Source organism: Oceanimonas aquatica, from assembly GCF_030732065.1.
Lineage (GTDB): Bacteria > Pseudomonadota > Gammaproteobacteria > Enterobacterales > Aeromonadaceae > Oceanimonas.
Window position 1 is genome coordinate 108668 of the sequence record NZ_JAVBHX010000003.1, and the last position, 26079, is coordinate 134746.

General features: G+C 61.1%; 21 protein-coding genes. 18 read left to right on the forward strand and 3 right to left on the reverse strand.

The features are described from left to right. The first annotated feature begins 76 nt into the window (after positions 1 to 76). The 3 genes from pabB (at position 77) to Q9290_RS05735 (ending at position 3552) form a co-directional block, all read left to right on the forward strand. The gene (gene pabB, locus Q9290_RS05725; RefSeq protein ID WP_306078682.1) at positions 77 to 1453 is read left to right on the forward strand and encodes an aminodeoxychorismate synthase component I; all 1377 of its coding nucleotides are present in this window, start codon (positions 77 to 79) and stop codon (positions 1451 to 1453) included. Beyond that, entirely contained in the window at positions 1450 to 2013 is a 564-nt protein-coding gene (locus Q9290_RS05730) for a CoA pyrophosphatase (RefSeq protein ID WP_306078683.1), read from the forward strand. Before pabB ends, Q9290_RS05730 begins: the two co-directional genes overlap by 4 nt. A 156-nt stretch (positions 2014 to 2169) precedes the next feature. Then, entirely contained in the window at positions 2170 to 3552 is a 1383-nt protein-coding gene (locus tag Q9290_RS05735) for an L-serine ammonia-lyase (RefSeq protein ID WP_306078684.1), read from the forward strand. Between the two features lie 159 nt (positions 3553 to 3711). Here Q9290_RS05735 and metG read toward each other — a convergent pair whose 3' ends face one another. Continuing rightward, entirely contained in the window at positions 3712 to 5745 is a 2034-nt protein-coding gene (gene metG / locus Q9290_RS05740) for a methionine--tRNA ligase (RefSeq protein ID WP_306078685.1), read from the reverse strand. Positions 5746 to 5884: 139 nt separating this feature from the next. Between metG and apbC the strand changes: the two genes are divergently transcribed. The 3 genes from apbC (at position 5885) to Q9290_RS05755 (ending at position 9806) form a co-directional block, all read left to right on the forward strand. Continuing rightward, entirely contained in the window at positions 5885 to 6958 is a 1074-nt protein-coding gene (gene apbC / locus Q9290_RS05745) for an iron-sulfur cluster carrier protein ApbC (protein WP_306078686.1), read from the forward strand. 96 nt (positions 6959 to 7054) lie between these two features. Continuing rightward, positions 7055 to 7636 (forward strand): dCTP deaminase, encoded by a 582-nt coding sequence (dcd, locus tag Q9290_RS05750; RefSeq protein ID WP_306078687.1) that lies wholly within the window; start codon positions 7055 to 7057, stop codon positions 7634 to 7636. Positions 7637 to 7856: 220 nt separating this feature from the next. Further along, entirely contained in the window at positions 7857 to 9806 is a 1950-nt protein-coding gene (locus Q9290_RS05755; RefSeq protein ID WP_306078688.1) for an AsmA family protein, read from the forward strand. A gap of 50 nt (positions 9807 to 9856) precedes the next feature. Here the strand turns inward: Q9290_RS05755 and yghU are convergent, their stop codons facing one another. Together yghU and Q9290_RS05765 are read right to left on the reverse strand one after the other, a co-directional pair. Then, positions 9857 to 10693, reverse strand: coding sequence for a glutathione-dependent disulfide-bond oxidoreductase (yghU, locus tag Q9290_RS05760; RefSeq protein WP_306078689.1), 837 nt, complete (start codon positions 10691 to 10693; stop codon positions 9857 to 9859). A gap of 171 nt (positions 10694 to 10864) precedes the next feature. Then, the gene (locus Q9290_RS05765) at positions 10865 to 12238 is read right to left on the reverse strand and encodes an MATE family efflux transporter (RefSeq protein ID WP_306078690.1); all 1374 of its coding nucleotides are present in this window, start codon (positions 12236 to 12238) and stop codon (positions 10865 to 10867) included. A gap of 140 nt (positions 12239 to 12378) precedes the next feature. Between Q9290_RS05765 and Q9290_RS05770 the strand changes: the two genes are divergently transcribed. From Q9290_RS05770 to Q9290_RS05825, 12 genes are all read left to right on the forward strand, one after another. After that, positions 12379 to 14175: an IucA/IucC family protein gene (locus Q9290_RS05770; protein ID WP_306078691.1), complete on the forward strand. Its 1797-nt coding sequence runs from the start codon at positions 12379 to 12381 to the stop codon at positions 14173 to 14175. Continuing rightward, positions 14162 to 15877: an IucA/IucC family protein gene (locus Q9290_RS05775; protein WP_306078692.1), complete on the forward strand. Its 1716-nt coding sequence runs from the start codon at positions 14162 to 14164 to the stop codon at positions 15875 to 15877. Before Q9290_RS05770 ends, Q9290_RS05775 begins: the two co-directional genes overlap by 14 nt. A 5-nt stretch (positions 15878 to 15882) precedes the next feature. Further along, positions 15883 to 17157, forward strand: a complete 1275-nt coding sequence (locus Q9290_RS05780; protein ID WP_306078693.1) for an AMP-binding protein — start codon at positions 15883 to 15885, stop codon at positions 17155 to 17157. Then, entirely contained in the window at positions 17157 to 18470 is a 1314-nt protein-coding gene (locus Q9290_RS05785) for a DUF6005 family protein (protein ID WP_306078694.1), read from the forward strand. Before Q9290_RS05780 ends, Q9290_RS05785 begins: the two co-directional genes overlap by 1 nt. Further along, on the forward strand, positions 18467 to 19321 hold the full coding sequence (locus tag Q9290_RS05790) for a sugar phosphate isomerase/epimerase family protein (RefSeq protein ID WP_306078695.1): 855 nt from the start codon (positions 18467 to 18469) through the stop codon (positions 19319 to 19321). Before Q9290_RS05785 ends, Q9290_RS05790 begins: the two co-directional genes overlap by 4 nt. Positions 19322 to 19330: 9 nt before the next feature. Then, positions 19331 to 20026 (forward strand): response regulator transcription factor, encoded by a 696-nt coding sequence (locus Q9290_RS05795; RefSeq protein ID WP_306078696.1) that lies wholly within the window; start codon positions 19331 to 19333, stop codon positions 20024 to 20026. Positions 20027 to 20139: 113 nt separating this feature from the next. After that, complete coding sequence (locus tag Q9290_RS05800) at positions 20140 to 22074, forward strand: TonB-dependent receptor domain-containing protein (RefSeq protein WP_306078697.1); 1935 nt, start codon at positions 20140 to 20142, stop codon at positions 22072 to 22074. Positions 22075 to 22135: 61 nt separating this feature from the next. Continuing rightward, complete coding sequence (locus tag Q9290_RS05805) at positions 22136 to 22420, forward strand: DUF2218 domain-containing protein (RefSeq protein ID WP_306078698.1); 285 nt, start codon at positions 22136 to 22138, stop codon at positions 22418 to 22420. An 11-nt stretch (positions 22421 to 22431) separates the two neighbouring features. After that, entirely contained in the window at positions 22432 to 23355 is a 924-nt protein-coding gene (locus Q9290_RS05810) for a siderophore ABC transporter substrate-binding protein (protein WP_306078699.1), read from the forward strand. A gap of 26 nt (positions 23356 to 23381) precedes the next feature. Continuing rightward, positions 23382 to 24326: an ABC transporter permease gene (locus Q9290_RS05815; protein WP_306078700.1), complete on the forward strand. Its 945-nt coding sequence runs from the start codon at positions 23382 to 23384 to the stop codon at positions 24324 to 24326. Further along, the gene (locus Q9290_RS05820; RefSeq protein WP_306078701.1) at positions 24326 to 25273 is read left to right on the forward strand and encodes an iron chelate uptake ABC transporter family permease subunit; all 948 of its coding nucleotides are present in this window, start codon (positions 24326 to 24328) and stop codon (positions 25271 to 25273) included. Before Q9290_RS05815 ends, Q9290_RS05820 begins: the two co-directional genes overlap by 1 nt. A 19-nt stretch (positions 25274 to 25292) precedes the next feature. Further along, positions 25293 to 26051, forward strand: coding sequence for an iron ABC transporter ATP-binding protein (locus Q9290_RS05825; RefSeq protein WP_306078702.1), 759 nt, complete (start codon positions 25293 to 25295; stop codon positions 26049 to 26051). The last annotated feature ends 28 nt before the right edge of the window (positions 26052 to 26079 follow it).

Sequence of the window (26079 nt, forward strand, 5' to 3'; positions counted from 1 at the left end):
ATGATACGCTTCACCGCCCCCGGCTGACCAGTCTGGCCCGGGGCGGAATGCCAAAACTGTCGAGTGGATTACATAAATGGGACTGCCTTTGCACATACACAGCGAGCCCTTTGCCGGCGCGGTGCGCGACTTCTTTTCACCCCTGGCCAATACCCCCTGGGCGGTGTTGCTTGAGTCGGCCTCGCCGCAGGCCTCAGACAGCCGCTTTCACATACTCAGCGCCCATCCCCTGGCGACCCTGGTCACTCACGGTGAGACCACCGTCATCAGCCATGGCGACGGCAGCGAACACTCCACCGACTGCCCGTTTTCCTTGCTCAAAACCTGGCAGCAGCGTCTGCTGGGGAAGGTCAGTCTGCCCGAGAACTACGCCCATTTGCCCTTTGCCGGTGGCGCCCTGGGTCTCTTTGGTTACGATCTGGGCCGTCGGCTGGAGCGGATCCCCGAGCGCGCCATCAACGAGCTGGATACTCCCGATATGGCGGTGGGCATCTACGACTGGGCCTGGGTCATTGACCGGGAGCAGCAAATGGCCCATTTACTGGTGCTGGGCGACGAAGCCGCCTTGCAACAAAAACTGGCCTGGTGGCGGGGGCTGACGGCTGAGCCCGCTAATTCGTTTCATCTGACCGGACCCTGGCAGGCCAACCAGAGCCGTGAGCAATACGGAGCCAACTTTGATCGAGTGCAGGCGTACCTGGCCGCCGGCGACTGTTATCAGATCAACCTTACGGTGCGCTTTACCGCCCCGTTTGAGGGCGACCCCTGGGCCGCCTACTGTGCCTTAAGCGAGCACAATCGCGCGCCGTTTTCCGCCTTTATGCCGCTGCCCGAGGGCACTGTGCTCAGCCTGTCGCCGGAGCGTTTTATTGCCCTTGACGGACAGCGGGTGGAAACCAAGCCCATCAAGGGCACCCGGCCCAGAGGCGAAAACGAGGCGCAGGACCGGCAACTGGCCGAAGAGCTGGCTGCCGCGCCCAAGGACAGATCCGAGAACCTGATGATCGTGGACTTGCTGCGCAACGACATTGGCCGGGTCTGTGTGCCGGGCACGGTCAAGGTGCCGTCGCTGTTTGCCATCGAGTCGTTTCCGGCGGTACATCATCTGGTGTCCACCATCACCGGTGAGCTGAAAGAAGGCCTGGACGGCACCGACTTGCTGGCGGCTACCTTTCCCGGCGGCTCCATTACCGGGGCTCCCAAGGTGCGGGCCATGGAAATCATCGAGGAGCTGGAGCCCCACCGTCGCCACGGCTACTGCGGCAGCATGGGCTATATCAGCGCTCACGGTCGCATGGACACCAGCATTACCATTCGCACCCTGCTGGCGGAGCAAAACCGGCTTTATTGCTGGGCCGGCGGCGGCGTGGTGGCCGACTCGAAGCAGGCGGATGAATATCAGGAGCTTTTCGACAAGCTGGGCCGCATTCTGCCGGTGCTTGAAACCCTATGACCCTGGACGAGCTGATCACCCGTATCAACCTATTGCCACCGGCGCCCGATCCGGGCTGGCCGGATCACGCCCGGCCGGCGGCGGTGCTGATGCCGTTGCTGGAAGGGGAGCAGGGCCTTGAGCTGGTGCTGACCCGGCGCAGCCGCCATTTGCGCCAGCATCCGGGGCAGATCAGTTTTCCCGGCGGCCGGGTGGATGAGGGTGATGCCAGCCTGTGGCACACCGCCCTGCGTGAGAGCGAAGAAGAAATTGGCCTGCCGCCGGAATGTTGCCGGTTGCTGGCACGACTGCGGGCCCAGTACACCATCTCCGGCTTTGCGCTCACGCCCTTTGTAGGACTGGTGCAGGGCCAGCCGGAGTTTGTGCTCAACCCGGAAGAAGTGGATGAGCTTTACCGGGTGCCGCTGGATTACCTGCTGGATCTGCGCCACCATCATGTGCTGAGCCAGCACCGGCGGGGCAAGCTGCACCGGGTGGTGTTTATTCACTGGCGAGGCCTGTGGGTGTGGGGCATTACCGCCGCGGTTATTCATCAGTTTGCACGCCAGATAGCCCGCTGAACGGGCGATCCCCATCACAGTTCCCGCTTTACATTTTTGTAACTTGTTAAAATGTTGTTGGGTTAAAACTCAAATAAACCTACAATCGTTCAATAATAGTTGAGCGATAGCCAGTGCGCGTCGCTGTTCCTAAGCGAGTAGTGTTTGGAGTTTGCCATGATCAGCGTGTTTGACATGTTCAGTATCGGTATCGGCCCGTCCTCTTCCCATACCGTTGGCCCCATGCGGGCAGCCCATGCCTTTGTTCAGGCCATGGCCGAGCAGGGCACACTCAGCCGAACCACCCGCGTGGAAGTTGAGCTGTTTGGCTCTCTGGGCCAGACCGGCATCGGCCACGGCACCGGCAAGGCAGTGATCCTCGGCCTGGGCGGCTTTGATCCGGAATCTGTGGATGTGGACATCATTCCCGGCTTTCTGGAAAAGGTGGAAACCAGCCAGGAAATTGTGCTCAACCAGACTCATCCGGCTGCCTTTCCGCGCACCGGCGCCATTGTGTTTCACCGCCGCAAAACCCTGCCTCTGCACAGCAACGGCATGACCTGCCGTGCCTTTGAGGGCAATGAAGTGCTGGCCGAACAGTCCTATTACTCCATCGGTGGCGGCTTTATCGTCAAGGCCGAGGAATTTGCCGACACCAAGGCCGCCGCCGTGGCCGAGTCCAGCGCCCGCCCGGTGCCGTATCCGTTCAAGAGCGGCGACGAGCTGCTGCGGCTGTGCCGGGAAAACGGCCTGTCCATCAGCGCCCTGATGATGGCCAACGAAACCGTCAATCGCAGCGAGGAAGAGATCGTCGCCGGCCTGCGGGAGATCTGGGAGGTGATGAAGGCCTGCGTCAAGCGCGGCTGCAAGACCGAGGGCATTCTTCCTGGCGGTCTCAAGGTCAAGCGCCGGGCGCCGTCACTGCATCGCCGCCTGGTGAGCGAAGCCCAGTACAACAAGGATCCCCTGAGCGTAATGGAGTGGGTGGACCTGTTCGCCCTGGCGGTGAACGAGGAAAACGCCGCCGGTGGCCGGGTGGTGACTGCGCCCACCAACGGCGCCGCCGGTATTTTGCCCGCCGTGCTGCACTATTACGACAAGTTCGTACAGCCGGTGGATGACGACGCCCTGGTGCAGTATTTCCTCACCGCCGCCGCCATTGGCATTTTGTACAAGGAAAACGCCTCCATCTCCGGTGCCGAAGTGGGCTGCCAGGGGGAAGTGGGCGTGGCCTGCTCCATGGCCGCCGGTGCGCTGACTGCCGTGGTGGGGGGCACCATCGAGTACGTGGAAAACGCCGCGGAAATCGGCATGGAGCACAACCTGGGTCTGACCTGCGATCCCGTGGGTGGCCTGGTGCAGGTGCCCTGCATTGAGCGTAACGCCATGGGCGCAGTGAAGGCCATCAACGCCAGCCGCCTGGCCCTGCGGGGCACCGGTGAGCACAAGGTGTCCCTCGACAAGGTGATCAAGACCATGCGTGACACCGGCATGGACATGAAAACCAAATACAAGGAAACCGCCCGCGGTGGTCTGGCAGTGAACATTATTGAATGCTGATGCCTGCCCGTGAGGCGTGAGGAGTAAGGCGTAAAAAAGCCCGGCGATTGCCGGGCTTTTTGTTGGAGCGCGGGCAGCTTGCCCGCATATTGCCACGTCAGCGGCAAAGGAGCGCCCTGTCGGGCGCTCATGCAGGCTGGCAGCCTGCGCTCCGGATAATTATTTAATCCGCATACCCGGCTGGGCGCCGTCGTGGGGCTCCAGGATCCACAGATCCTTGCCGCCGGGGCCGGCGGCCAGCACCATGCCTTCGCTCATGCCAAAGCGCATCTTGCGCGGGGCCAGGTTGGCCACCATGACGGTGAGCTTGCCTTCCAGATCTTCCGGGTTGTAGGCAGACTTGATGCCGGCGAACACCTGACGGGTTTCACCACCCAGATCCAGTTGCAGGCGCAGCAGCTTGTCGGCCTTGGGCACGGCTTCCGCCTTTTTGATCAGCGCCACCCGCAGATCCACCTTGGCGAAGTCGTCAAAGCTGATGGTATCGCTGATGGGATCGTCCGCCAGCGGGCCGGTGGGGGCGACCTTGGCCTGCTCGGCGGCCAGATCTTCCTTGGAGGCTTCCACCATGGCGTCCACCTTGTCGGCTTCAATGCGGCTGAACAGCGCCTTGAACTTGTTGATGCCATGACCGGTGAGCGGAGTGGCGACGGCGTTCCAGGCCAGATCGGCGTTGAGGAAGGCCTCGGCCCGTTCGGCCAGTTTCGGCATCACCGGCTTCAGGTAGGTCATCAGTACCCGGAACAGGTTGATGCCCACGGAGCAGATGGCCTGTAGTTCGGCGTCCTTGCCTTCTTCCTTGGCCACCACCCAGGGGGCCTTGTCGTCCACATAGCGATTGGCCTTGTCGGCCAGGGCCATGATCTCGCGAATGGCGCGGCCGAATTCCCGCTGCTCGTAAAACTCGCCAATGCGCTCGGCGGCCGCGGCAAACTCGGCGTATAGTTCGGGCTCGGCACAGTCGGCGGCAAGCTGGCCGTCAAAGCGCTTGGCAATAAAGCCGGCGTTGCGCGACGCCAGGTTCACCAGCTTGTTGACCACGTCGGCATTCACCCGGGCGACAAAATCGCCCAGGTTCAGATCCAGATCATCAATGCGGCTGGTGAGCTTGGCGGCGTAGTAATAACGCAGGCACTCGGGATCCAGGTGCTTAAGATAGGTGTCGGCCTTGATAAAGGTGCCCTTGGACTTGGACATCTTGGCGCCGTTCACGGTGACATAGCCATGCACGAAGATGTTGTTGGGCTTGCGGAAGTCACTGCCTTCCAGCATGGCCGGCCAGAACAGGCTGTGGAAGTAGACGATATCCTTGCCGATAAAGTGGTACAGCTCGGCGTCACTGTTCTTGTTCCAGTAATCATCAAAGCTGAGATCGCCGCGCTTGTCGCAATAGTTCTTGAACGAGCCCATGTAGCCGATGGGGGCGTCCAGCCAGACGTAGAAATACTTGCCCGGGGCACCGGGGATTTCAAAGCCGAAGTAGGGAGCGTCGCGGGTGATGTCCCACTGTTGCAGGCCGGATTCAAACCATTCTTCCAGCTTGTTGGCCATTTCTTCCTGCAGGGCGCCGGAGCGGGTCCAGGCCTTGAGCATGCCGTCGAACTGGGGCAGGTCAAAGAAGAAGTGCTCGGTGTCCTTCATTACCGGAGTGGCGCCGGACACGGCAGACTTGGGATCGATCAGCTCTGCTGGCGTATAGGTGGCGGAGCACACCTCGCAGTTGTCGCCGTACTGATCTTCCGCCTTGCAGCTGGGGCAGGTGCCTTTCACAAAGCGGTCGGGCAGGAACATGTACTGCTCGGGATCAAACAGCTGGGAGATGGTGCGGCTCTGAATAAAGCCGTTTTCTTTCAGCCGGCCGTAGATCAGCTCGGCAAATTCCCGGTTTTCGCTGCTGTGAGTGCTGTGATAGTTGTCGAAACCGATGTTGAAGCGGTCGAAGTCGTGCTGGTGCTCTTTCTGCACCGCCGCAATCATGTCTTCCGGGCTCACGCCCAGCTGCTGGGCCTTAAGCATGATGGGGGTGCCGTGGGCGTCGTCGGCGCAAATGAAATGGACCTGATGACCACGCATTCGCTGATAGCGAACCCAGATGTCGGCCTGAATGTGCTCAAGCATATGACCAAGGTGAATTGAACCGTTGGCATAGGGCAGGGCGCAGGTAACGAGAATCTTACGTGGATCGGTAGCCATAATTTCCATTTTTAATGAGTCGGGTTGACGGGACCCTGCATGTTACCCGAGTTTTTTCTCATATACACTCTTCAACGGCGTTTTCCCCCTGTTGCGCTTTTGCTACAGTGCAGCCATTCCCCCAAGTGGACGCAAGTGAATGAATATTGAACCAATTCGCCAGCGGCTGAGCCGTTTTACGCCCAAACACTGGCCCGAGGATCTGGTCTCTGCCGGCGTGGTGCGTAACATCGAAGTTCGTGATGGCACGCTTCACATCTCGCTGGTGCTTCCGTTTGCACAACACCGTCTTGCCGATGAACTGCAATCCCTGAATGCCGAGCTGTGTGCCCTGGCCGGGGCACAGGTCGTGGACTGGCAACTGCACACAGAGGTGGCCACCCTGGCCCATGCCAACGAGGCACCGGCGGTGGCCGGGGTGCGTAACATTATTGCTGTGTCGTCGGGCAAGGGTGGGGTAGGCAAGTCCACCACGGCGGTTAATCTCGCGTTGGCGCTGAGCCGCATGGGGGCCCGGGTGGGCCTTCTCGACGCCGATGTCTACGGCCCTTCCATTCCCATGATGCTGGGGGTAGCCGAGGCCCGCCCGGCCAGCGACGACGGCAAAACCATGGCGCCGGTTAAGGCTCACGGCATTTGTGCCAACAGCATCGGTTTTCTGGTGGGCGCCACCGACGCCACCGTCTGGCGCGGACCCATGGCCAGCAAGGCGCTGTCGCAGATATTGCGGGAAACCCGCTGGGGTGAGCTCGACTATCTGGTGGTGGACCTGCCACCGGGCACGGGCGATATTCAGCTCACCATTGCCCAGCAGGTGCCCACCACGGCGGCGGTGGTGGTGACCACGCCCCAGAACGTGGCCCTGGCCGATGCGGTAAAAGGCATTAACATGTTCGGCAAGGTCAATATTCCCGTGTTGGGGGTAATAGAAAACATGAGTTACCACCAGTGCAGCCAGTGCGGCCACCAGGAAAGCCTGTTTGGCGAAGGTGGCGGCGAGCACCTGTGCAGCGAGCACGGCGTGCCCCTGCTGGGCCGAATGCCGCTCAATGCCACCCTGTGCCGGCAAATGGACGCGGGAACGCCCGTGGTGGCTGCCGAGCCCGAGGGGGAGATTACCGGCCTTTATCTCAATATGGCCGAGCGCCTGGCCGCCGGCCTCTATTTCTCCGGCAAGGCGGTACCCTCCACCCTGTATACCCGGCAGGTATAATAACGAATGGTCTTTTCCCGGTGCCGGCAAGGCCGGCACCGTTTTCTTTTGGGCTTCGGGCAATGGCCGGAAGCTGGTCTGGTTTAAGGAGTTTTCATGCGTCTTTGCGATCGGGATATCAAGCAGTACCTGGCGGAGGGCCGAATTCAAATCGTGCCCGAGCCACCGGCGGAGCGGATCAGCGGTGTGACCGTGGATGTGTTGCTCGGCAACGCGTTTCGGGTGTTTCAGGATCATACCGCTCCCTATATCGATCTGAGCGGCCCCAAGGGCCAGGTGCAGGAGCAGATCAACCGGGTCATGAGCGACGAGATCGTGATTGAGGACGGCGAGGCGTTTTTTCTGCACCCCGGCGAGCTGGCCTTGGCGGTAACGCACGAGTCCGTTACCCTGCCCGACGATATTGTCGGCTGGCTCGATGGCCGCTCTTCACTGGCCCGGCTGGGGCTCATGGTGCACGTGACCGCTCACCGCATCGATCCGGGCTGGAGCGGGCGCATCGTGCTGGAGTTCTATAACAGCGGCAAGCTGCCGCTGGCGCTGCGCCCCCAAATGGTGATTGGTGCCCTGAACTTTGAAACCATGTCGGGCCCCGCCGAGCGGCCCTACATGAGCCGCGCCAGTGCCAAATACAAGGCCCAGAAAGGCGCCGATGCCAGCCGGATCACTCAGGACTGAGCCCCCTTCGGGGGAGCTGAAAGCTGGAAGCCGAAAGCTTTAAGAATCCGTCACTCCCGTGGAGGCGGGAGTCCATGTTTAGTCCGGCACTGTGTTACAGGCCGGCGCCGGGTTCCTGGATTCCCACCTTCGTGGGAATGACAATAAACGGCTTACCGGCCGGAGTGACAGGGAAACGGTCACTTATTGGTTTTACACGCACAAAACGGGACAAAAAATAATGAGAAAATGGCTTTACGGGGTGGCAGTGCTGTTGCTGCTGGTGTTGGTGGGGGCCTTTGCCCTGACCCGGCTGGTGGATACCGACAGGGTAAAACGCCTGCTGGTGGAGCAGACCCGGGAAAAAACCGGCCGCACCCTGGTCATCGACGGCGATCTGAGCTGGCGCTTTTTCCCCTCTGTGGGCTTCACTCTGGGCAAGACCGCCCTGCTGAACCCGGCCGGCTTTGAAGAAGGCGCAACCCTGTCGGTGGGTGAGGTGAGCCTGGATGTGGCGCTCAAGCCGTTGTTTGATAACCGGCTGGAAGTGGGCGAGGCGGTGCTGAGCAACGCCCGTTTGCACCTTATCACCCGCAAGGATGGCACCACCAACCTGGATGATCTGCGCAACCTGGGCAAGAAAGATGAGTCATCGGCCGGAGAAACGACCGGTTCCAACGCGGCCGAGGCTCAGCCCAAGCAAAAGCGCGAGCTGGAATTCGTCAGCCTGGCCGGGGTACGAGTGGTGGACGCCGAAGTGCTGCTGCAGGACGAGCGAACCGACACCCTGACCCGGCTGAACCGGGTCAACCTCGCCCTGGATCGCTTTTCCCCGGGCGAAGAAGTCCTGCTGACACTGTCGGGCAACCTGTTTTCCGACGAGGTGCAGGCCAGCATCGAAGCCGGCGGCCGCCTGTGGCTGGCGCCGGAGCTGGATCGCCTGCGCCTGGCCGGCCTGAGCCTCAAGGCCGGTGCTACCGGCCGTGCCGTGCCCGGCAACAAGGAGCTCAGTCTGAACGGCGATCTGGCCTACAGCATGGCGACCCAGCAGGCTGAATTCAGCAATCTGGCGCTGGTGGTGGGCTCGCTCACCCTGGATGGCAAACTCAGCGTTAACCATGCCACCAATATCCCCAAAATCCGCTTTGATCTGCACACCCCGCTGCTGGATCTGGAACAGCTGAGCGACGAGTGGAGCAGTGAGCAGGGCGGCGCCGCCAGTGGTGCCAGCGCCACCGACAGCAGCGAGACACCGGCGAAGCGGGCCAAACTGCCGCCCTCGGTGGCATCGAACGAACCGGATCTTTCCATTCTCAAAACCCTGGATGTGCAGGGTCGTCTTGCCGCCGATCAGCTGAAAGTGCAGGGCATGGAAATGGACAACCTCAAGCTCGACATCAAGGTCCGTCAGGGCAAGGCCACGGCCGAGCAAATCAGTGCCCGGCTGTATGATGGCGAACTCAAGGGCAAGGCCAGCCTGGATGCCAACCCGTCGCCGGCGCGTTTTGCCCTGCAAACCGCGCTAAACGGGGTAGACGGCTATCGATTGCTGAATGCCGCTGCCGGCATGGACTCGCTCGAAGGTCGAGCCACCGTGGCCCTGGACGTTACTGGCCGGGGCCTGTCGGCCCAGGCCATCAAGAAAAGCCTGAACGGCACCAGCCGGGTGGAGTTTGCCGATGGCGCCCTGCGTGGCGTGAATATTGCCGCCATGATCCGCCGGGGCTATGCCCAGGTAAGGGGCCAGCCGCTGCCTGAGGATAACGAGCCCCAGAAAACCGACTTCAGCGTCCTGACCGCCGACTTTGCCATCGGCAAGGGCAAGATAGCGACCAATAACCTTAACCTGGCCTCACCTTTGCTGCGGGTGCAGGGCGAGGGCGAAACCAGTCTGCTGGATGAGTCCCTGAATGTGCTGCTCAATACCTCCATCGTTGGCACCCTCAAGGGCCAGGACGGCGAGTCCCTGGATGAACTCAAGAACATCACGGTGCCGGTGCGCATCAGCGGCAGCTACAAGGAGCCCCGCTACACCCTGGACATGCAGCGGGTGTTCGATCTCTACCTGAAGGAAAAAGCCGACAAGGAAGCGGAGCGGGTCAAGCGCAAGCTGAATGAGAAACTCGGCGGCGAGCTGGGTGACAAGATCAATGAAAAACTGCCCGGCTTGTTCGACAAACTGGGGCTATAACGCGTTACGGTTTTTCCAATGAAAAGAGGCGGTCATCACCGCCTCTTTGTTTAGTCGAGATCCGCGGCACTGTGCCGCTCTTCCAGTTGCTCCGACTCATCCCCCCAGGTGCGATTTACCCGACGCCCACGCTGTACTGCGGGCCGTTCAGCGATGGCATTGGCCCAGCGCAGCACATGTTTGTAGTCGCTCACCGACAGAAACTCGCCCGCATCGTACAGGCGGCCCAGTACCAGGGCGCCATACCAGGGCCAGATGGCAATATCTGCAATGCTGTAGTGGTCACCGGCGATATAGGGCCGCTCGGCCAGCTGGCGATTCAGTACATCCAGCTGACGCTTGGTTTCCATGGCAAAGCGGTTGATGGGGTATTCCAGCTTTTCCGGCGCGTAGTTATAAAAGTGGCCAAAGCCGCCGCCCAGATAAGGCGCCGAGCCCATTTGCCAGAACAGCCAGTTCATCACCTCGGTTTTTTCAGCGGTATCTTCTGGCAGCAGGGCACCGAACTTGTCGGCGAGATACAGCAGTATGGAGCCGGACTCAAACACCCGCACCGGCTTATCCGTGCTGTGATCCACCAGTGCCGGGATCTTGGAGTTGGGGTTTACTTCCACAAACCCCGATGAAAACTGATCGCCCTCACCAATGCGAATCAGCCAGGCGTCGTACTCGGCACCGCTGTGACCGAGCGCCAGCAGCTCTTCCAGCATAATGGTCACTTTCATCCCGTTGGGCGTGCCCAGGGAATACAGTTGCAGCGGGTGCTTGCCCACGGGCAGCGCCTTGTCGTGGGTGGCGCCCGCCACGGGTCGGTTGATATTGGCAAATTCACCGCCACTGGCGGAATCCCAGCTCCAGACCCTGGGTGGGGTATAAGGTGTGCTCATCATCGTCTCCTGTTGATTTGATGGTGACAAGGCAGTCGTGGCGCCACATCGTCAAGAAAGTCAGTGATACGGCCGGAAAGCGCCGTGGTCCGATAATACACGGCATGCACCGGTTCGTGCTCGTTTGGCATCATCATATACCGCCCGAGCATTCTGATCAGTCGGTCCGGATCAGTGCTCTGTCCCCCCGGTATGCTGGCATGGAGGCTTAGTGGTGATGGGAGTTTTCAGCACCAGCAGCAGGGCGAGCGCCAGGGTCAGGCCTTCGGCCAGTGGCAGTGCCAGCAGAAAAGAGGTATCCGCAAAGCGGTTGGCCAGCCACAGCATCAGGCCCACCGGCAGGATCAGCCCGCGGCTGAAAGCGATCAGCGCCGAGGGCAGGGGCCGCTGCAGCGCGGTAAAGGTAACGGCAATCAGCATATTGAAACCGTTAAACAGAAACAGCGGCCAGATAATAGCCAGATAATGACTGGCCAGGATCAGGGTATGTTGCTCGTCGGTGTCGAGAAACAGGGCCGGAATGCGCGAGCCGGCCAGCAACAGCAGGCTGGTCATCAGCACGGCGATGGCGGCCAGGGTCAGCGCCGCCATCTTGACCACCTGACGCACCCGGTCGGGCCGGCCCGCGCCCTGATTGTGACTGACCAGCGGATGAACGCCATCGACAATGCCGTAGCAGATCATGACCCCGGTAAAAATCAGATAATTGACAATGCTGAAGGCGGCCACGCCGTCGGGCCCCACGGCGTCGAGCATCAGCCAGTTAATCAGCCAGATCACCACGCCCACCGAAATTTCATTCACCCCTTCCGACAGGCCATTGCGCCACACAGCGGCCATATCGCGCCAGGGATAGCCATTCAGGCGCAAACGCAGTGTTCGTTCGGGTCTTTGAAAATAGCGACCGAGCAGCAGTATCTGAATCAGCTGGGCCAGCAGGGTGGCCCAGGCCGCGCCCGCCAGCCCCAGCTCCAGTACGCCCACCAGCAAACCGTTGAGCAGCATGTTGCACAGAGCACCGCCGATCAGGGCGCGGGTGGCCAGCTCGGGGTGGCCGTCGCTGCGAATGAAGTAGTAGGCCACCATGGTCACCAGCTGAATGACCAGGGCCATGTTCATGATGCCGAGATACTCCGCCATCAGCGGGCGCAGCCGTGCCGGTGCCCCCAGGGCATCGAACAGCAGATGCGGCCACAGGGTGGCCGCCACCCCGGCCAGCATGGCCAGCAGGGCAATGGTCAGCAGGGCGGCGCCAAACAGCCGGCCGGCGGCCATGGCATTGCCGGCGCCGAGGTGGTGTCCGGCCCGCACCGAGCCGCCAATGGCCAGCACAAGCGCGAGGGCGAACAGCAGGGTGAAGTAGGGCACCAGCAGGGTAACGGCCGCCAGGGCGTCGGCGCCGACCAGGTTGCCAACAAAGAGGCCATCCACCAGTGAGGCACTGGTGATCGCCAGCAGGCTGATCAGTGCCTGGCCGGCAAAACGGAAAAACAGCGGCAATACCGGCGTCTGCACCATGGGGTGGCCGCGTTCAACGACTGACATGAATTACTCCCTGATGTAACATATGTAACACATATAGAAATAAAAACGATTATCATGCAAATTACTGTTCGTTGATACTTTACTTCCTGCGCATGCCAAACAAAAGCATGAATCGCTCCCAGAACGAACAAGGTTAAAGGATGACCACATCATCACGGTATATCGCCGAACAGGCTACCCTGAGAGCCTTCCTCAACTGTTATTTGCGTGAAGTCGAGCCGGGGATCGACTGTACTCATGTCGTCGGGTCGGAAAGCGGCGAGCCGGCAACCATCGAGGCCATTGAGCTGCCGCTGACCAGCCACCAGGCGACGCTGCGGGCCGAGCTGAGCTATCGCTCGCTCACCGGCTGCCATGTGTTTGGCCGGCTCTGGCTGTGCCGCACCCGGGAAGATGGCTGGCAACCGGTAGAGCCGTTCAGCGCAGTGCTGATGCTGGTCCATGAAATTTACCGGGTGTTCTGCCGGGGCCATGCCGAACAGTTGCGCGAGCGGGAGCTGGAACTGCTGCACCGTCTCACCGACAGCTACCGGCTGATGGCCGCCTATGTGGAAGCGCGGCGCCGGCACCGGGAGATGGACACTTTTATTACCGCCGAGCAGGCGGTGCTGTTCGGTCACTGGCTGCACCCCACGCCCAAGAGTCGTCAGGGCATGACCGACTGGCAGCAAAGGGTCTACGCGCCCGAGCTTGGCGGTTGCTTTGCCCTGCATTATTTTGCCGCCGATGCGAGTCTGGTGCGGCACGGCTCGTCCCGGCCGCAGCAGGCACCGGACATGATCAAGGCACTGCTGGGGGACGACGCTCAGCGGCTGGCGCGCACGGACGGCAAGCTGCTGCTGCCCATGCATCCGCTGCAGGCGCAGGCGCTGCTGCTGGATCCGGCGGTCAATGCCCTGCTCGCCGACGGCAGGCTCAGTTATCTGGGGCCGGCCGGCCCCGAGTTTGCCGCCACTTCGTCGGTGCGTACTCTGTATCACCCGGCCTTGCCCTGGATGGTCAAGTTTTCGATTCCGGTGCGGATCACCAACTCGCTGCGGCGCAACCGTCGCCATGAGCTGGAAGCAGGGGGCATGATGGACCGTCTGCTGGCCCGCACCGGCTTTTTACGCCGTTATCCGGCGTTTCGCATGATTCAGGATCCCGCCTACATCACCCTGGATCTGCCCGGCCGGGAAGAAAGCGGGTTTGAGGTGATACTGCGTGACAATCCCTTTACCGGCGGTAAAGAGCGGGGCGTGTGCACCATAGCGGCGCTGACCGCTGATCCCCTGCCGGGCGCGCCGTCGCGGCTGGCTGCCCTGCTCAAAGACCTGGCTCAGCGTGACGGACAGTCGCCGGAAGCTGCAGGCCGCCAGTGGTTTGAGCGCTATCTGGATTGTGCCCTCGAGCCGCTGCTCCGCCTCTTCGATGAGCAGGGCATTGCCCTGGAGGCCCACCAGCAGAACAGCTTGCTCGATGTCTCCACCGGCTATCCCACCGCTTATTATTACCGGGACAATCAGGGCTATTACCTGTCCGAGCGCTATCGTGGCCAGCTCGACCGGCTGGCGCCGGAGGCGGCGCAGATAGCATCGCTCTATTATCCGGACGACACCATTCAGGATCGTTTTGCCTATTACCTGATCGTTAACCAGGTTTACGCCATTATCAGCCGCATGGGGCAGGACGGCCTGGTCAGCGAGGCCGCGCTGCTGGCCATGCTGTACCGCCGTCTTGAGCGGCTGGCGGGCACCCTTGAAGGCGCCGGCCGCGACTTTGCCCGCTCCTTGCTGCACAGATCCACCATTCCGGCCAAGGGCAATTTGCTGACCCGGCTGTATGACGTGGATGAACTGGAAGCCGACAACGAGCAGGCCATTTATACCGAGCTGGTCAATCCGCTGTGGCAATGGCGACAGCGCCAGCGGCAGGAGGTGGCCGATGCCGTTGCCTGAGGAACGGATCAACCAGCCGGAAGAGCGGGTGCTGCGGCAGCTGGTGGAAGCCCTGCTGTTTGAAAAACGGCTGCCGGCGGAATGGCAAAACACGGACGATGGCACCTTTCTGCACTGGCGCTTGCGCAACATTCACTACCGTTGCCGGGCCCGTATCGGTGCCTTTGGGCGGGTACGGATAACCGCCGGCAGCCTGCAGCAGAATGACGGCTGGGGCTGGCAGCCGGCCGGGTTGCAGCAGCTGCTTACGGCGCTGCCGGCGCAGCCTCGGGTGCGCGAGCAACTGGCGAGCGAGCTTGAACAAACGGTACGGCTGTGTCGCTGGAACCGGCAGCAGCTGGTCACGCCGCGCTCACGCCGCGGGCTGGATTTTGCCCGGCTGGAGGCCGCCCTCGACGAGGGGCATCCTTACCATCCCTGCTTCAAGGCGCGCACCGGATTCAGCGAGCGGGATCACCGGCAGTACGGCCCCGAGGCCGCGGCCCGCTTTCAGCTGGTGTGGCTGGCGGTGGAGCGTTCCTGCCTGCGTCAGTCACTGCCGGCGAAAGACACCGCCTTCTGGCTGGCCGAGCTGGGCGGCGAGGCCTGGGATCTGCTTTCTACCCGGTTGCATGGCCTGGGTGGCAGCTGGGAAAGTCACGGCCTGCTGCCCCTGCATCCCTGGCAGTGGCAACAGCAACGCCACGCCCGGCTGGCCGCAGGGCTGGAGCAGGGGCGTTATCTTTTTCTCGGCGCGGCCGGCGATCACTATCAGGCCAGCCAGTCGGTACGCACCCTGCTGAATGCAGACTGCCCCCACAAGGCCAATATCAAGCTGGCGATGAACATGGTGAACAGCTCTTCGCTGCGCACCCTGGCACCTCATTCGGTATGCAGCGCCCCGGCCATTTCGCACTGGCTGACCGGGGTGGTGGCGTCCGATCCCTTGTTCAACACGCGTTATCCGCTAACCCTGCTGGCCGAATATGCCGGCATGATCGCCGATGAAGAGGGGCAGCTGGCCGCCATCTGGCGTCAAAGCCTGACCCCACTGCTGCAGCCCGGCGAGCAGGCGGTGCCCTTTAATGCGCTGATGATGCTGGAGCAGGACGGCCGGCCCTTTATTGCCGACTGGCTGGCCCGGCACGGGCTGGAGCCCTGGCTCGACCGGCTGTTTGAGGTGGCGGTGCTGCCGGTGTGGCACCTGCTGGTGGCCCACGGCATTGCGCTGGAAGCCCATGGTCAGAACATGGTGCTGGTGCATCGCAATGGCTGGCCGGTGCGGCTGGTGCTGCGCGATTTTCACGAGAGCGTGGAGTATGTGCCCGCCTTTGTTCGCGCGCCGGAGCGGGTGCCGGACTTTCCGGCGCTGGATGCCTGCTACCGGAAAGCCGCGCCCAACCAGTATTACTGGATGGAAACCCTGGAGTTGCTGCGCGAGCTGGTGATGGACACCCTCTTTGTGTTCAACCTGAGCGAAGTGTCCAATCTGCTTGAAAGTCACTGTGGCCTGCCGGAAAACCGGTTCTGGTCCCGGCTGGCGCTCCGGCTGGAGCGCTACGCCAGCGAGCACCATCTGCAGGCGCGCCAGCGCCGGCTGGGGCACGATGCCCGCCAGCTTTATACCGAATCCCTGTTAACCCGCAAGTTGTCCGGTAACCGGGTGGACTATCACCATCTGATCGACAACCCCCTGTGTGCGGAACCCCATCACGAGAGCTGAATCCGATGTTGTATGTAAACGAGCAATTTTATGATCGGGCCCATTTCGAGGCCGCCGCCCGTGAGTTTGCGGCCCTGTCGGCCCTTGCTGACTGCCGGCAATACCGCTACGCGGTCTGTCTGCCGGCCACGGCAGACTGGCTGGCGCTGTTTTTCTATCTGCGCGACGCCGGCAGCACGGTATTGCCGCTGCACCCGGACATGCCCCTGGAAGCGGCCCAGCGACAGGCCCGGCGGGCCGGCTGTCACTGGCTGTTTTATCACGATCTGCATGCCGAACCGCTGGATCAGGGCCGCCCGGCGATACCGGGGGGCGAGTTGCTGCAGATGAGCTCCGGCACCACCGGCGAGCCCAAGTGTATTGCCCGCGCCTGGGCCAGCATAGAGCGCGAGCTGAGCAGTTATGTGAGTCATTTTCGCGAGCCCGAGACCATGACGGCGGTGATCGCCTGTCCGCTCACCCATTCCTACGGTCTGATCGCCGGCCTGCTGGTGGCCCTGCGCCGGGGACAGGTGCCGGTGATCCTCGACAACCTCAATCCCAAATACCTGCTGCGGCGTTTGCGGGCCATACCGCAGCATTTGCTCTATTCCTCACCGGCCATGCTCAACACCCTGTGCCGGCTGCTGCCGGCCGGGGAGCGCCTGCATGGGGTGATGACCTCCGGCACCGTGTTGCCCGGTCCCTGGTTTCAGACCCTGAGCGCCTGCACCGAGCATCTGTTTCAGCAATACGGTTGTTCCGAGGCTGGCTGCATTGCCATCAACCCGGCGGTGACCTCCGCCGGTGATATTGGCTTTGTGCTGCCGCATCTGATGCTGGTCAATGCCCCCAGCGGCGAAGCGCCGGCCGAGCTGGTGTTTAAAGGGGAGGACGGCGTTATTCACACTCGGGATCTGGGTTACCGGCGCCCCGACGGCATGCTGGTGTTCGTGGCCCGCAGTGATGACACCATCAATGTGGCCGGGCTGAACCTCTACCCACAGGAGGTGGAAGACGTGGTCATGGCGATGCCCGGCATTGATGACGCCGTGGTGCTGCGCAAGCCGGATCCCTTTTCCGGCGAGCGGGCCTGCCTGCTGTTTACCGCCGATGCGTCGGTCTCGCTAAATGCGTTACGGGACTGGTGCCGGGCCCGGCTGGTGCCCTATCAGATCCCGGCGGAGATGGTGCAGGTGGAGGATATCGCGCGCCAGGCCAACGGCAAGATCAGCCGCCGGGAGGTGGCGGCGCGCTTTGCCGCCGGTGAGCTGACCCTCACTGCCGGGGAGGTGGCCTGATGGAACAACAGCAGATTATCAACGCCATTCACCGGGTGCTGCGCGATACCCTGGCTCATCCGCATCTGAGCGGGTTCGGGCCCGATGCTCGGTTGAATGAAGACTTGTACCTGGACTCGATACAGATGCTGCAGTTGCTGCTTCACCTGGAGCTGGACTGGGGCTTTACCATTCCCGAGCAAGCGCTGGGTCAGGAAGATTTCACCACGGTGGCCGGCCTGGCCGCCTTTCTTGAGCGCAGTGCCGGTGAGACTGAGCCGGCGGTGCCGGACACGGCCGGGAGCGAGCCGGGAGAGGGCGTGCACGGCGAGGAGTATGAAGACATCAAGGTGCACTGCTTTGTCAGCTGTGTCTGCGATGCGCTGAAGCAGGCCGGCATTGATCACCGGCCCTATTATTTTTCGGTGTGGGATGCAGATTTCGCCATCGAGCCGGGCTGGGTGCTGAGCTACCACGCCCCCTCGATCAATCATGACATCTTTCACTACTGGTTCGAACGCCTGTACGGCATTCCGTTGCAGCAGTGGTACCGGCCGGACGCTTCCCGGGCCGACAATATCGCCACCCTGTGCGAGCTGGTCGAGCAACGGCCGGCCACGGGCTCTGTGATGGTGATGCTCGATCTTTACCAGTTGCCCGAGCGGGAAAACAAGTTCAACCAGAACCCCTTTCCGCACTATGTATTGCTGGAAACCACCGCCGATCCGGACGTCTGGATGATGCGGGATCCGGATTACCGCTGGGAAGGCGAACTGCCACGGGCGCGCATATTGCAGGCGGTGGATCAGCCCACTGTGGCCGGTGGCTGGCGCTTTGACCGCAGCACGGCCCGGCCGGCGCCACCGGAGGTGGTGCGGGACTACTTTCTTGCCTGCTTTCAGCCCGAGCGCAATGCCCTGACCGAGGGAGTACGGCGCATTCTGCAGGCGCACCTGAACGGCACCGATGGCGTGCAGCTGAGCAACCTGAGCCATGCCCTGCGCGAGCTGCCGGTGATCTCGGTGCGTAAATACGGCTATGAGCACGCCTTTGCCTTTTTCTGGCGGGAATTGAAGCTGGCCGACGCCGATTTCGAGAGCTGGTGCGCAGTAATAGAAAGCCTGATCCAGGGCTTTAAAACGCTGCATTACCAGCTGATGAAGCTGGGGCAAAGCGGGGATGAGGCACTGGTGCCGGCCATTACTCAACAGCTGGATACCCTGGACGACACCGAGTTCCGGCTCAAGGGCGGACTGGCGGCGGTGTTTGCCGACTGGTGCGCTCACCATGGCTTGGCGGCCGGTGACGCCGACGTGATGGAGGGCGCAGCATGAAGATTGCACTCTGTACCATCAGCTTTCGGCACCAGCTGGTGTCGCTGGCCGAGCTGGCCATCTGGGCCCAGGCCAACCAGTTTCAGGGCATTGAGCTGTGGGGGGCCCATGCCCGCAACCTGGCGGGACAGCCCCATTACGATGGTGACTGGCTGGCCGGCTTTGGCCTGGAGGTGCCCATGCTCAGCGATTATCTGCCCACCGAGGGCCCGCATGAGGAGATTCGGCAGCAGACCCTGAGCCTGTGTGCGCTGGCCCGACACTGGGGAGCGAAGCGCATTCGCACCTTTGCCGGTCGTTGCGGCAGCCACGACACCACCCCGGAGCAGCGCGCCGCCATTGCGGCCTGTTTGCGGGAGCAGAGCATGATGGCCGCGGATCACGGCCTGGAGCTGCTGGTGGAAACCCACCCGGGCACCCTGGCGGACTGTGGCGCTTCTACCCTGCGCCTGCTTGACGAAGTCAATCATTCGGCCTTTAAACTCAATTTCGACACCCTGCATGTGTGGGAAGGCGGGGATGAGCCGCTGGCCCTGCTGCGCCAGCTGCGCCCCCATGTGGGCTATTTTCACCTCAAGAATGTGTACTGCCGTGATCAGCTGTCGGTATTCAACCCGGCCAATGTGTATGCGGCGGCCGGCGATCGCGAAGGCATGGTCCCCCTGTTTGAAGGCGAGCTGGACTACCGGACGTTTCTGGCGGCCCTGCTGGACGAAAACGAGCCGAATATATCGGCCTCGCTGGAGTGGTTCGGCAACAACGCCTATGAGGTACTGGGCCGGGATCGCCGGATCATCGCCGGGCTGGTCCGCGAGGCCTGTGCGCATCCGCAGCTGCTCGCCGTGGGATAAGGAGGGAGTATGTCGTTGAATCCGGTGATCACCGATACCCTGCTTCTGGTGATGGCTGAGGAGGATGAGTTTGTTGTGGCGCTGAGCAGGCAGCTGCAGCAGGCCGGACACAAAACGCTGTGTTGCTCCATGGTGCAGGCGATGGCGCTGCTGGAACGAGAGCTGCCGTTAATGGCGGTGCTGTGCCTGCCGGTGGGGGAGGCGGGGCCGGAATGGGTGCAGCAGTGCCGGCAGCTGAGTGACCGACCCCTGCTGGCGATTGCAGCGGACGAGTCGGCGGCAGGGCGCATTGCCGCCCTGAGCCGGGGCGCCGATGATGCACTCTCTGCGCCGGCCGATGTTGAGGAGTGCCTGCTGCGCATTCAGGCACTGTTACGGCGCTACTCACCGGGGCCGGCGCAGCCGGCCCGAATACTGCGGGCCGACGGCCTGTGCCTGGATCGCCAGCAAATGCAGGTGAGCGTGGGCCAGGCCCCGGTCACGCTGACCCCCATTCAGTTCCGGCTGCTGTGGACCCTGGTGGCGCACCGGGAGCGGGTGCTGGACAAACCCTTTCTTTATCGCCAGGTGCTGGAAAAGCCGTTCAGCAACGACGATCGCAGTCTGGACATGCACCTTAGCCGGGTGCGGCGCAAGCTGGTGCAGGCGGGGCTGGACCCGGAGCGGCTGAAGACGGTTCACGGCCGTGGCTATGGGTTTGTCTGAGGTGATTCACCACCGAATGTAACAAATGTAAAAATCATTTACCGGAATACCAGAAATATTGAGAATACGCCCACAAATAAAAATCGTTCTCATTAAATGGATGTTTACTCTCAATGACTAAGCCCGTTTCCCTGCTGACCCGACCCTCTGCCCTGGCCGTGGCCGTTACCGCCGCAATAGGCGCCGCCCCGGCCTTGGCTAACAGCAACCACTATACCGAACTGGATCAGGTGCTGGTGACCGAGTCGCGCACCGCGCCGGATACCGATATCGTGATTGGCGAGGAGGCGCTGGAGAAGCGCCAGGCCAATGACGTGGCCGATATTTTTGCCGGCAACCCCGAGGTGACCGTAGGCGGCTCGGCGCCGGCGGCGCAGAAAATTTACGTGCGCGGCGTGGAAGATACCCTGCTTAACGTCAGCGTGGACGGTGCCACTCAGGGCGGCCAGCTGTTCCATCATCAGGGCCGGCTGCTGATCGATCCCGAGCTGCTCAAGCAGGTAGAAGTGTCTGCCGGTGCCGGCGAGGCTACCAATGGTCCGGGTGCCCTGGGCGGCGCCATTCGCTTTGTGACCAGGGATCCCTCCGACTTGCTGCGTCCGGGGCAGCGCCTTGGTGCCACGGTAAAAAGCGGTTACTACAGTAATACCGATGGCTTCAAGGCGTCCGCCAGCGTCTATGGTCATCTTACCGATGACTGGAGTGCCCTGGCCACCCTGTCGCGCACCGATCTGGGCGAATATGAAGATGGCGATGGTAACACTCAGCCCTATACCGGCACCGAGCTGAACACCGGCTTTGCCAAGGTGGTGGGTCAGCTTACCGATGAGCAGAAGCTGAGCCTGAGCTATGAGCGCAGCCGGGATCAGGCGTTTCGCTCCACCAAGGCGCATATGCTGGAAAACACGCCCATCAATCAGGATCTGCAACGCGAGACCATCACCGGTAAATATGGCTTTAGCCCGAATAACAGCGATTTGGTTGACGCCGAACTGACCCTGTACCGTACCGCGTCCACCCTGGATCAGTACGAAGGGAAATGGGGAGATATCTACGCCAGCGCCGAAAGCCAGGGCGGCGATCTGCGCAACAAGAGCCGGCTGGGTGCCAACACCCTGACCTATGGCGTGGACTACCGCCACGACAAGGGCGTGCTGTATCAGCCTAAATATTCTCTGACCGACACCGACAAGGGCCGGGTGACCGGAGTCTATTTGCAGGATCATTTCCAGGTAACCGACCGCCTGCTGCTGAGCGCCGGTGCCCGCTACGACTGGTACCAGCTTGATGAAGCCCGCTCCGGTCGCAGCTACAGCGAGTCCGGCTTCAGCCCCAACCTGGGCTTCAGCCTGGATGTGACCGATGAGCTGAACCTTCACGGCGGCTGGGCCCGGGCTTTCCGCGGCACTCAGGTGAAGGAAATTTACCTGCTGGAGTTTGAAAACGCGCCGGATCGCAAGGAAGAAACCGCCGACAACTACGAGCTGGGCGTGACCTACCGCAGTGGCGGCCTGCACCTGACTGCCGAGGCCTTTGTGACCCATATCGACGACATAGTGGGTCGTAACGACAACCGCCAGCTGGGCAATCTGGGTGATCTCAGGAACAAAGGCTTTACCGCCGGCATCGGCTACGACTGGACTCGGGTAAGTGCCGGTCTGAGCTACAGCCAGAGCCGCCCCGAATTTGAAGGTCAGCCGCTGTCTGACTGGAACATGGGCATCGGCACCAGCCAGGGTGATCTCTGGGTGGCCAGCCTGGACTTTTACCCGGTTGAGAGCGTGGACCTGGGCTGGACCGGCCGCTTCTCCGAGCGCCTGACCACAGTGGCGGATGGCTTCTCCGAGAAGCCCGGTTACGGCGTGCATGATATCCATGCCCGCTGGCGTCCGCTGGCTGGCGATCAGCTGACCCTGGCCCTGAGCATCAACAATCTGTTCGACAAGCAGTATCTGGATCACGCCACCTTTGCCGATCCGGACGATGTGACCGCCGGCCTGCCCGAAGCCGGCCGTGATATTCGCGTGAGTGCCAGCTACCGCTTCTGATCCCCTTGCTATTTAAAGGCAGGCATATAGTGCCTGCCTTTAACCGTTTACGGAGGTATTCATGTTTGAGACAAGCACAGTGGTTAACACCATTGAGGGCAGCAAGTATCTGCGTCATTTGTGCAAGCATTTCAATCACAAGGTCGAGGCCCGCTGGAACGACCATCAAGGTGAGATTGAGTTCGACATTGGCCGCTGCACCATGGCGGCGAATGCCGAAGCGCTGCATATTCACTGCCGAGCCGAAGACCAGGCTCGGCTGGAAGAGCTGAAAGCAGTGATAAAGTCCCACTTTGATCGCTTTGCCCGCCGTGAGCAGCAGGTGCTGCACTGGCCACAAGGCTGAAGGAGGGAATGATGCGTGTTATGGCTCTGGCGCTGTTGGCCGCCGTTGTTTTTCCTTTTGCTGTCGCCGCCGCGCCGGCGGAGTTGGTTACCGTGAAGCACCCCATGGGCAGCACGCAGGTACAGGTAAGGCCCGAGCGGGTGGTGGTAACGGGCATTGCCGCCCTGGATGTGCTGGATGCCTTTGGCATAGCGCCGGTGGCGGTGACCAAGGAATATCTGCCCGATTATCTGGCGCAATACCGTAGCGAGCAATATGCTACGTCCGGCACCCTGTTTGAGCCCGACTTTGAGGGTATCTTCAGCCTGAAGCCGGATCTCATTATTGTTGGCCCCCGCAGCTCGGATCAGTTTGCTGAGCTGAGCAAAATCGCCCCGACTCTGGTGTTTGCCCCCGATGAACAGGCCGGTGCCAGCTACTGGCAGGCCACGCAGCAGCTGTGGCGCACCCTGGGGCGGGTGTTTGCCATTGAAGACAGGGTAGAGGCCAAAATCGCCGCCTTGAATGCCGAGTTTAACGCCATTGCCGGGCGCAACCGGACCGAGCAAAACAATGCTCTGCTGGTGATGAGCAGCGGCAAGAACATGACCGCCTTTGGCGCGCACTCACGCTTTTCCGCCCTCTTCCGTGACTTTGGCTTTGTGAATGCGGCTGAGGTACACAGTCAGTCCCGTCATGGTGAGCTGGTGTCTTTTGAGTACATCAAGCAGGCCAACCCTCAGCACCTGTTTATCATCGATCGCGACAAGGTAGTGAACAAGGGCAGAAGCACCACGCATGAGCAGTTTGACAATGCCCTGGTAAAAGCCACCAATGCTTACCGGAACCAGGCCGTGACTTACCTCAATACCAGTGCCTGGTACATCACCGCCTCGGGCGTGACCGCCACCGAAATCATGATTTCGGACGTGAAACAGAACCTGCAGATGCAGTAAGCCCTTGATGCGGTCGGGAAGTTAACGTGAAATTCTTATTGCCTGTTTTTGTGCTGTTAAGCGCGTCATCGGTGTTTGTGGGTGTGATTGACCTGGATATGGCGGCGATCCTGAAAGGGGATACGGCCGCACTCGAGCTGCTGCTGGTCAGCCGTCTGCCCCGGCTGCTGGCCATCTGGCTGGCGGGAGCGGGTCTGAGTATTGCCGGGCTGATTATGCAGCAAATCAGCCAGAACCGTTTTGCCGCTCCGTCCACCACCGGCACCATAGAATGCGCCATGTTTGGCTATGTACTGAGCCTGGTGCTGTTTGGCGACGGCAACAACTTGTTGGTCATCTTTGGCTCGGCCATGGCCGGCACCCTGGTGTTTGTAAACTTTATTCACGGCGTGCAGTTCAAAAACACTATTTATGTGCCCCTTACCGGCATTGTGTATGGCAATGTGGTGGCTGCTGCTGCTACTTTTGTAGCTTACAAATACGATGTGATTCAAAACCTGTCCGGCTGGGAAATGGCCAACTTTTCCAGCATTCTGCGCGGCAATTATGAGCTGCTCTATCTTGCCCTGCCGGTAGGCATTCTCAGTTACTGGTTTGCCAGCCGGCTGTCGGCGGTGGGAATGGGCCGGGATTTTTCCGTGAGTCTTGGTCTCAACTACCGGCAGCTGGTGCTGCTGGGCGTGCTGCTGGTGTCGGTGATGTCGGCGTCGGTGGTGATGATAGTGGGTATGCTGCCGTTTCTGGGGCTGATTGTGCCCAACCTGGTGTCCCGCTATCAGGGCGACAATATGCGCAAAAACATTCCGGTCACGGCGCTGTGCGGGGCCATTCTGGTGCTGGTGTGCGATGTGCTCGGCCGCCTGATTATTTTTCCCCATGAGGTGCCCATCACCATGATCATCAGTCTGCTCGGCGGCGGCGCCTTTATTTATCTGGTGCTGAAAGACACTCAGAGCGGGCAGGGGGCATGATGTCTGACAGCGTAAAAATTATGGTGCTGGCGGCGGCCTCGTTGCTGCTGGTGGCGCTGTTTGTGGGCGTGGGACTGGACGCCGACAACTACCGCTATTTTCTGTCGCGGCGGGTGCCCCGGGTGCTGGCGCTGATCATGGCAGCGGTGGCCATTGCCCAGTCGTCACTGGTGTTTCAGACCATTACCAGCAACCGCATTCTGACCCCCGGCATCATGGGCTTTGATGCCCTGTATCAGGCCACCCAGATATTGCTGGTGCTGCTGCTTGGCGGCCTGAGCGTGGCCATGGCCAATGTGTATGTGAATTTCGTGCTGTCGGTGGTGGTGATGATGCTGTTCTCGCTGCTGCTGTTCGGTTTTTATTTTAAAAGACAGCAGGCCGGCATTATGACCCTGTTGCTGCTTGGGGTGATTTTCGGCCAGCTGTTCGGCAGCCTGTCTTCCTTCTTTATGGTGTTGCTGGATCCCACCGAGTTCGCTCTGGCCCAAGGCAAGATGTTTGCCAGCTTCAACAACATCAACGGCGATCTGGTGTATCTCTGCCTGCTGCCGCTGGCGCTGGTGGTCACGCTGCTGTACCGCCAGCATCGCACCCTGGATGTGTTCTGGCTGGACAGAGACAACGCCATCGGTCTGGGCGTGGATGTAAAGGCGGTGACCCGGCGGGTGCTGCTGCTGATTGCGGTGCTGGTGTCGGTGTCTACCGCCCTGGTAGGGCCCATTCTGTTTTTTGGCCTGCTGGTGGCCAATCTCAGCCGGCAGCTGTGCCACAGCTATCAGCACAGAGTGCTGCTGCTGGCCAGCTCTTTGCTGGCGGTGCTGATGCTACTGGGCGGCCAGTGGCTGCTGGAAAACCTGTTTTCACTCAACACCACCCTGAGCGTGGTGATCAACTTTGTTGGCGGCCTGTATTTTCTGTGGCTGCTGATCCGGCAAAAAGTATAACCACAGGGGTGCTCAAACCATGATTGAACTGGACCGGCTGACCAAGGCATTCGGCGCGAAAATGGTGATCGATCAGGCCTCTGCCTGTTTTCAGGCCGGCCAGGTGACGGCCATTATCGGCCCCAATGGCGCGGGTAAAAGCACCCTGCTGTCCATGGCCAGCCGGCTGCTCGACAAGGACGGCGGCGAGGTGTTTGTCGACGGTAAGGCGCTGGCCGACTGGGACACCAGGGTGCTGGCTAAACGGCTGGCCGTGTTGCGCCAGGCCAACAACCTCAACATGCGCTTCAGCGTGCGCGAGCTGGTGTCGTTTGGCCGCTTTCCCCACAGCGGCGGCAAGCTCACCGAGCATGACAAGGCGGTGATCGACAAGGCCATTCACTATCTGGATCTGGCCGATATTCAACACCGCTATCTCGACGAGCTGAGCGGCGGCCAGCGGCAACTGGCCTTTATTGCCATGGTGGTGGCCCAGGACACCGAATACGTGTTTCTGGACGAACCACTAAACAACCTGGATATTCGGCACTCGCTGCAGATCATGCGCAACATTCGCGTGCTGGCCCACGAGCTGAACAAGGCGGTGGTGATCGTGATCCACGATATCAACTTCGCCTCCTGCTATGCCGACCATATTATTGCCCTCAAGCAGGGCAGGGTGATCACCCAGGGGCCGGTAGATGACGTGATCCAGGCCGAGGTGTTGTCGGACATTTACGACACCGGGTTCAATATCGCCGAGATGAACGGTCAGCGTATTTGTATGTACTACGCGTGAGCTCGATAAACAAACACTCCTGATTGTG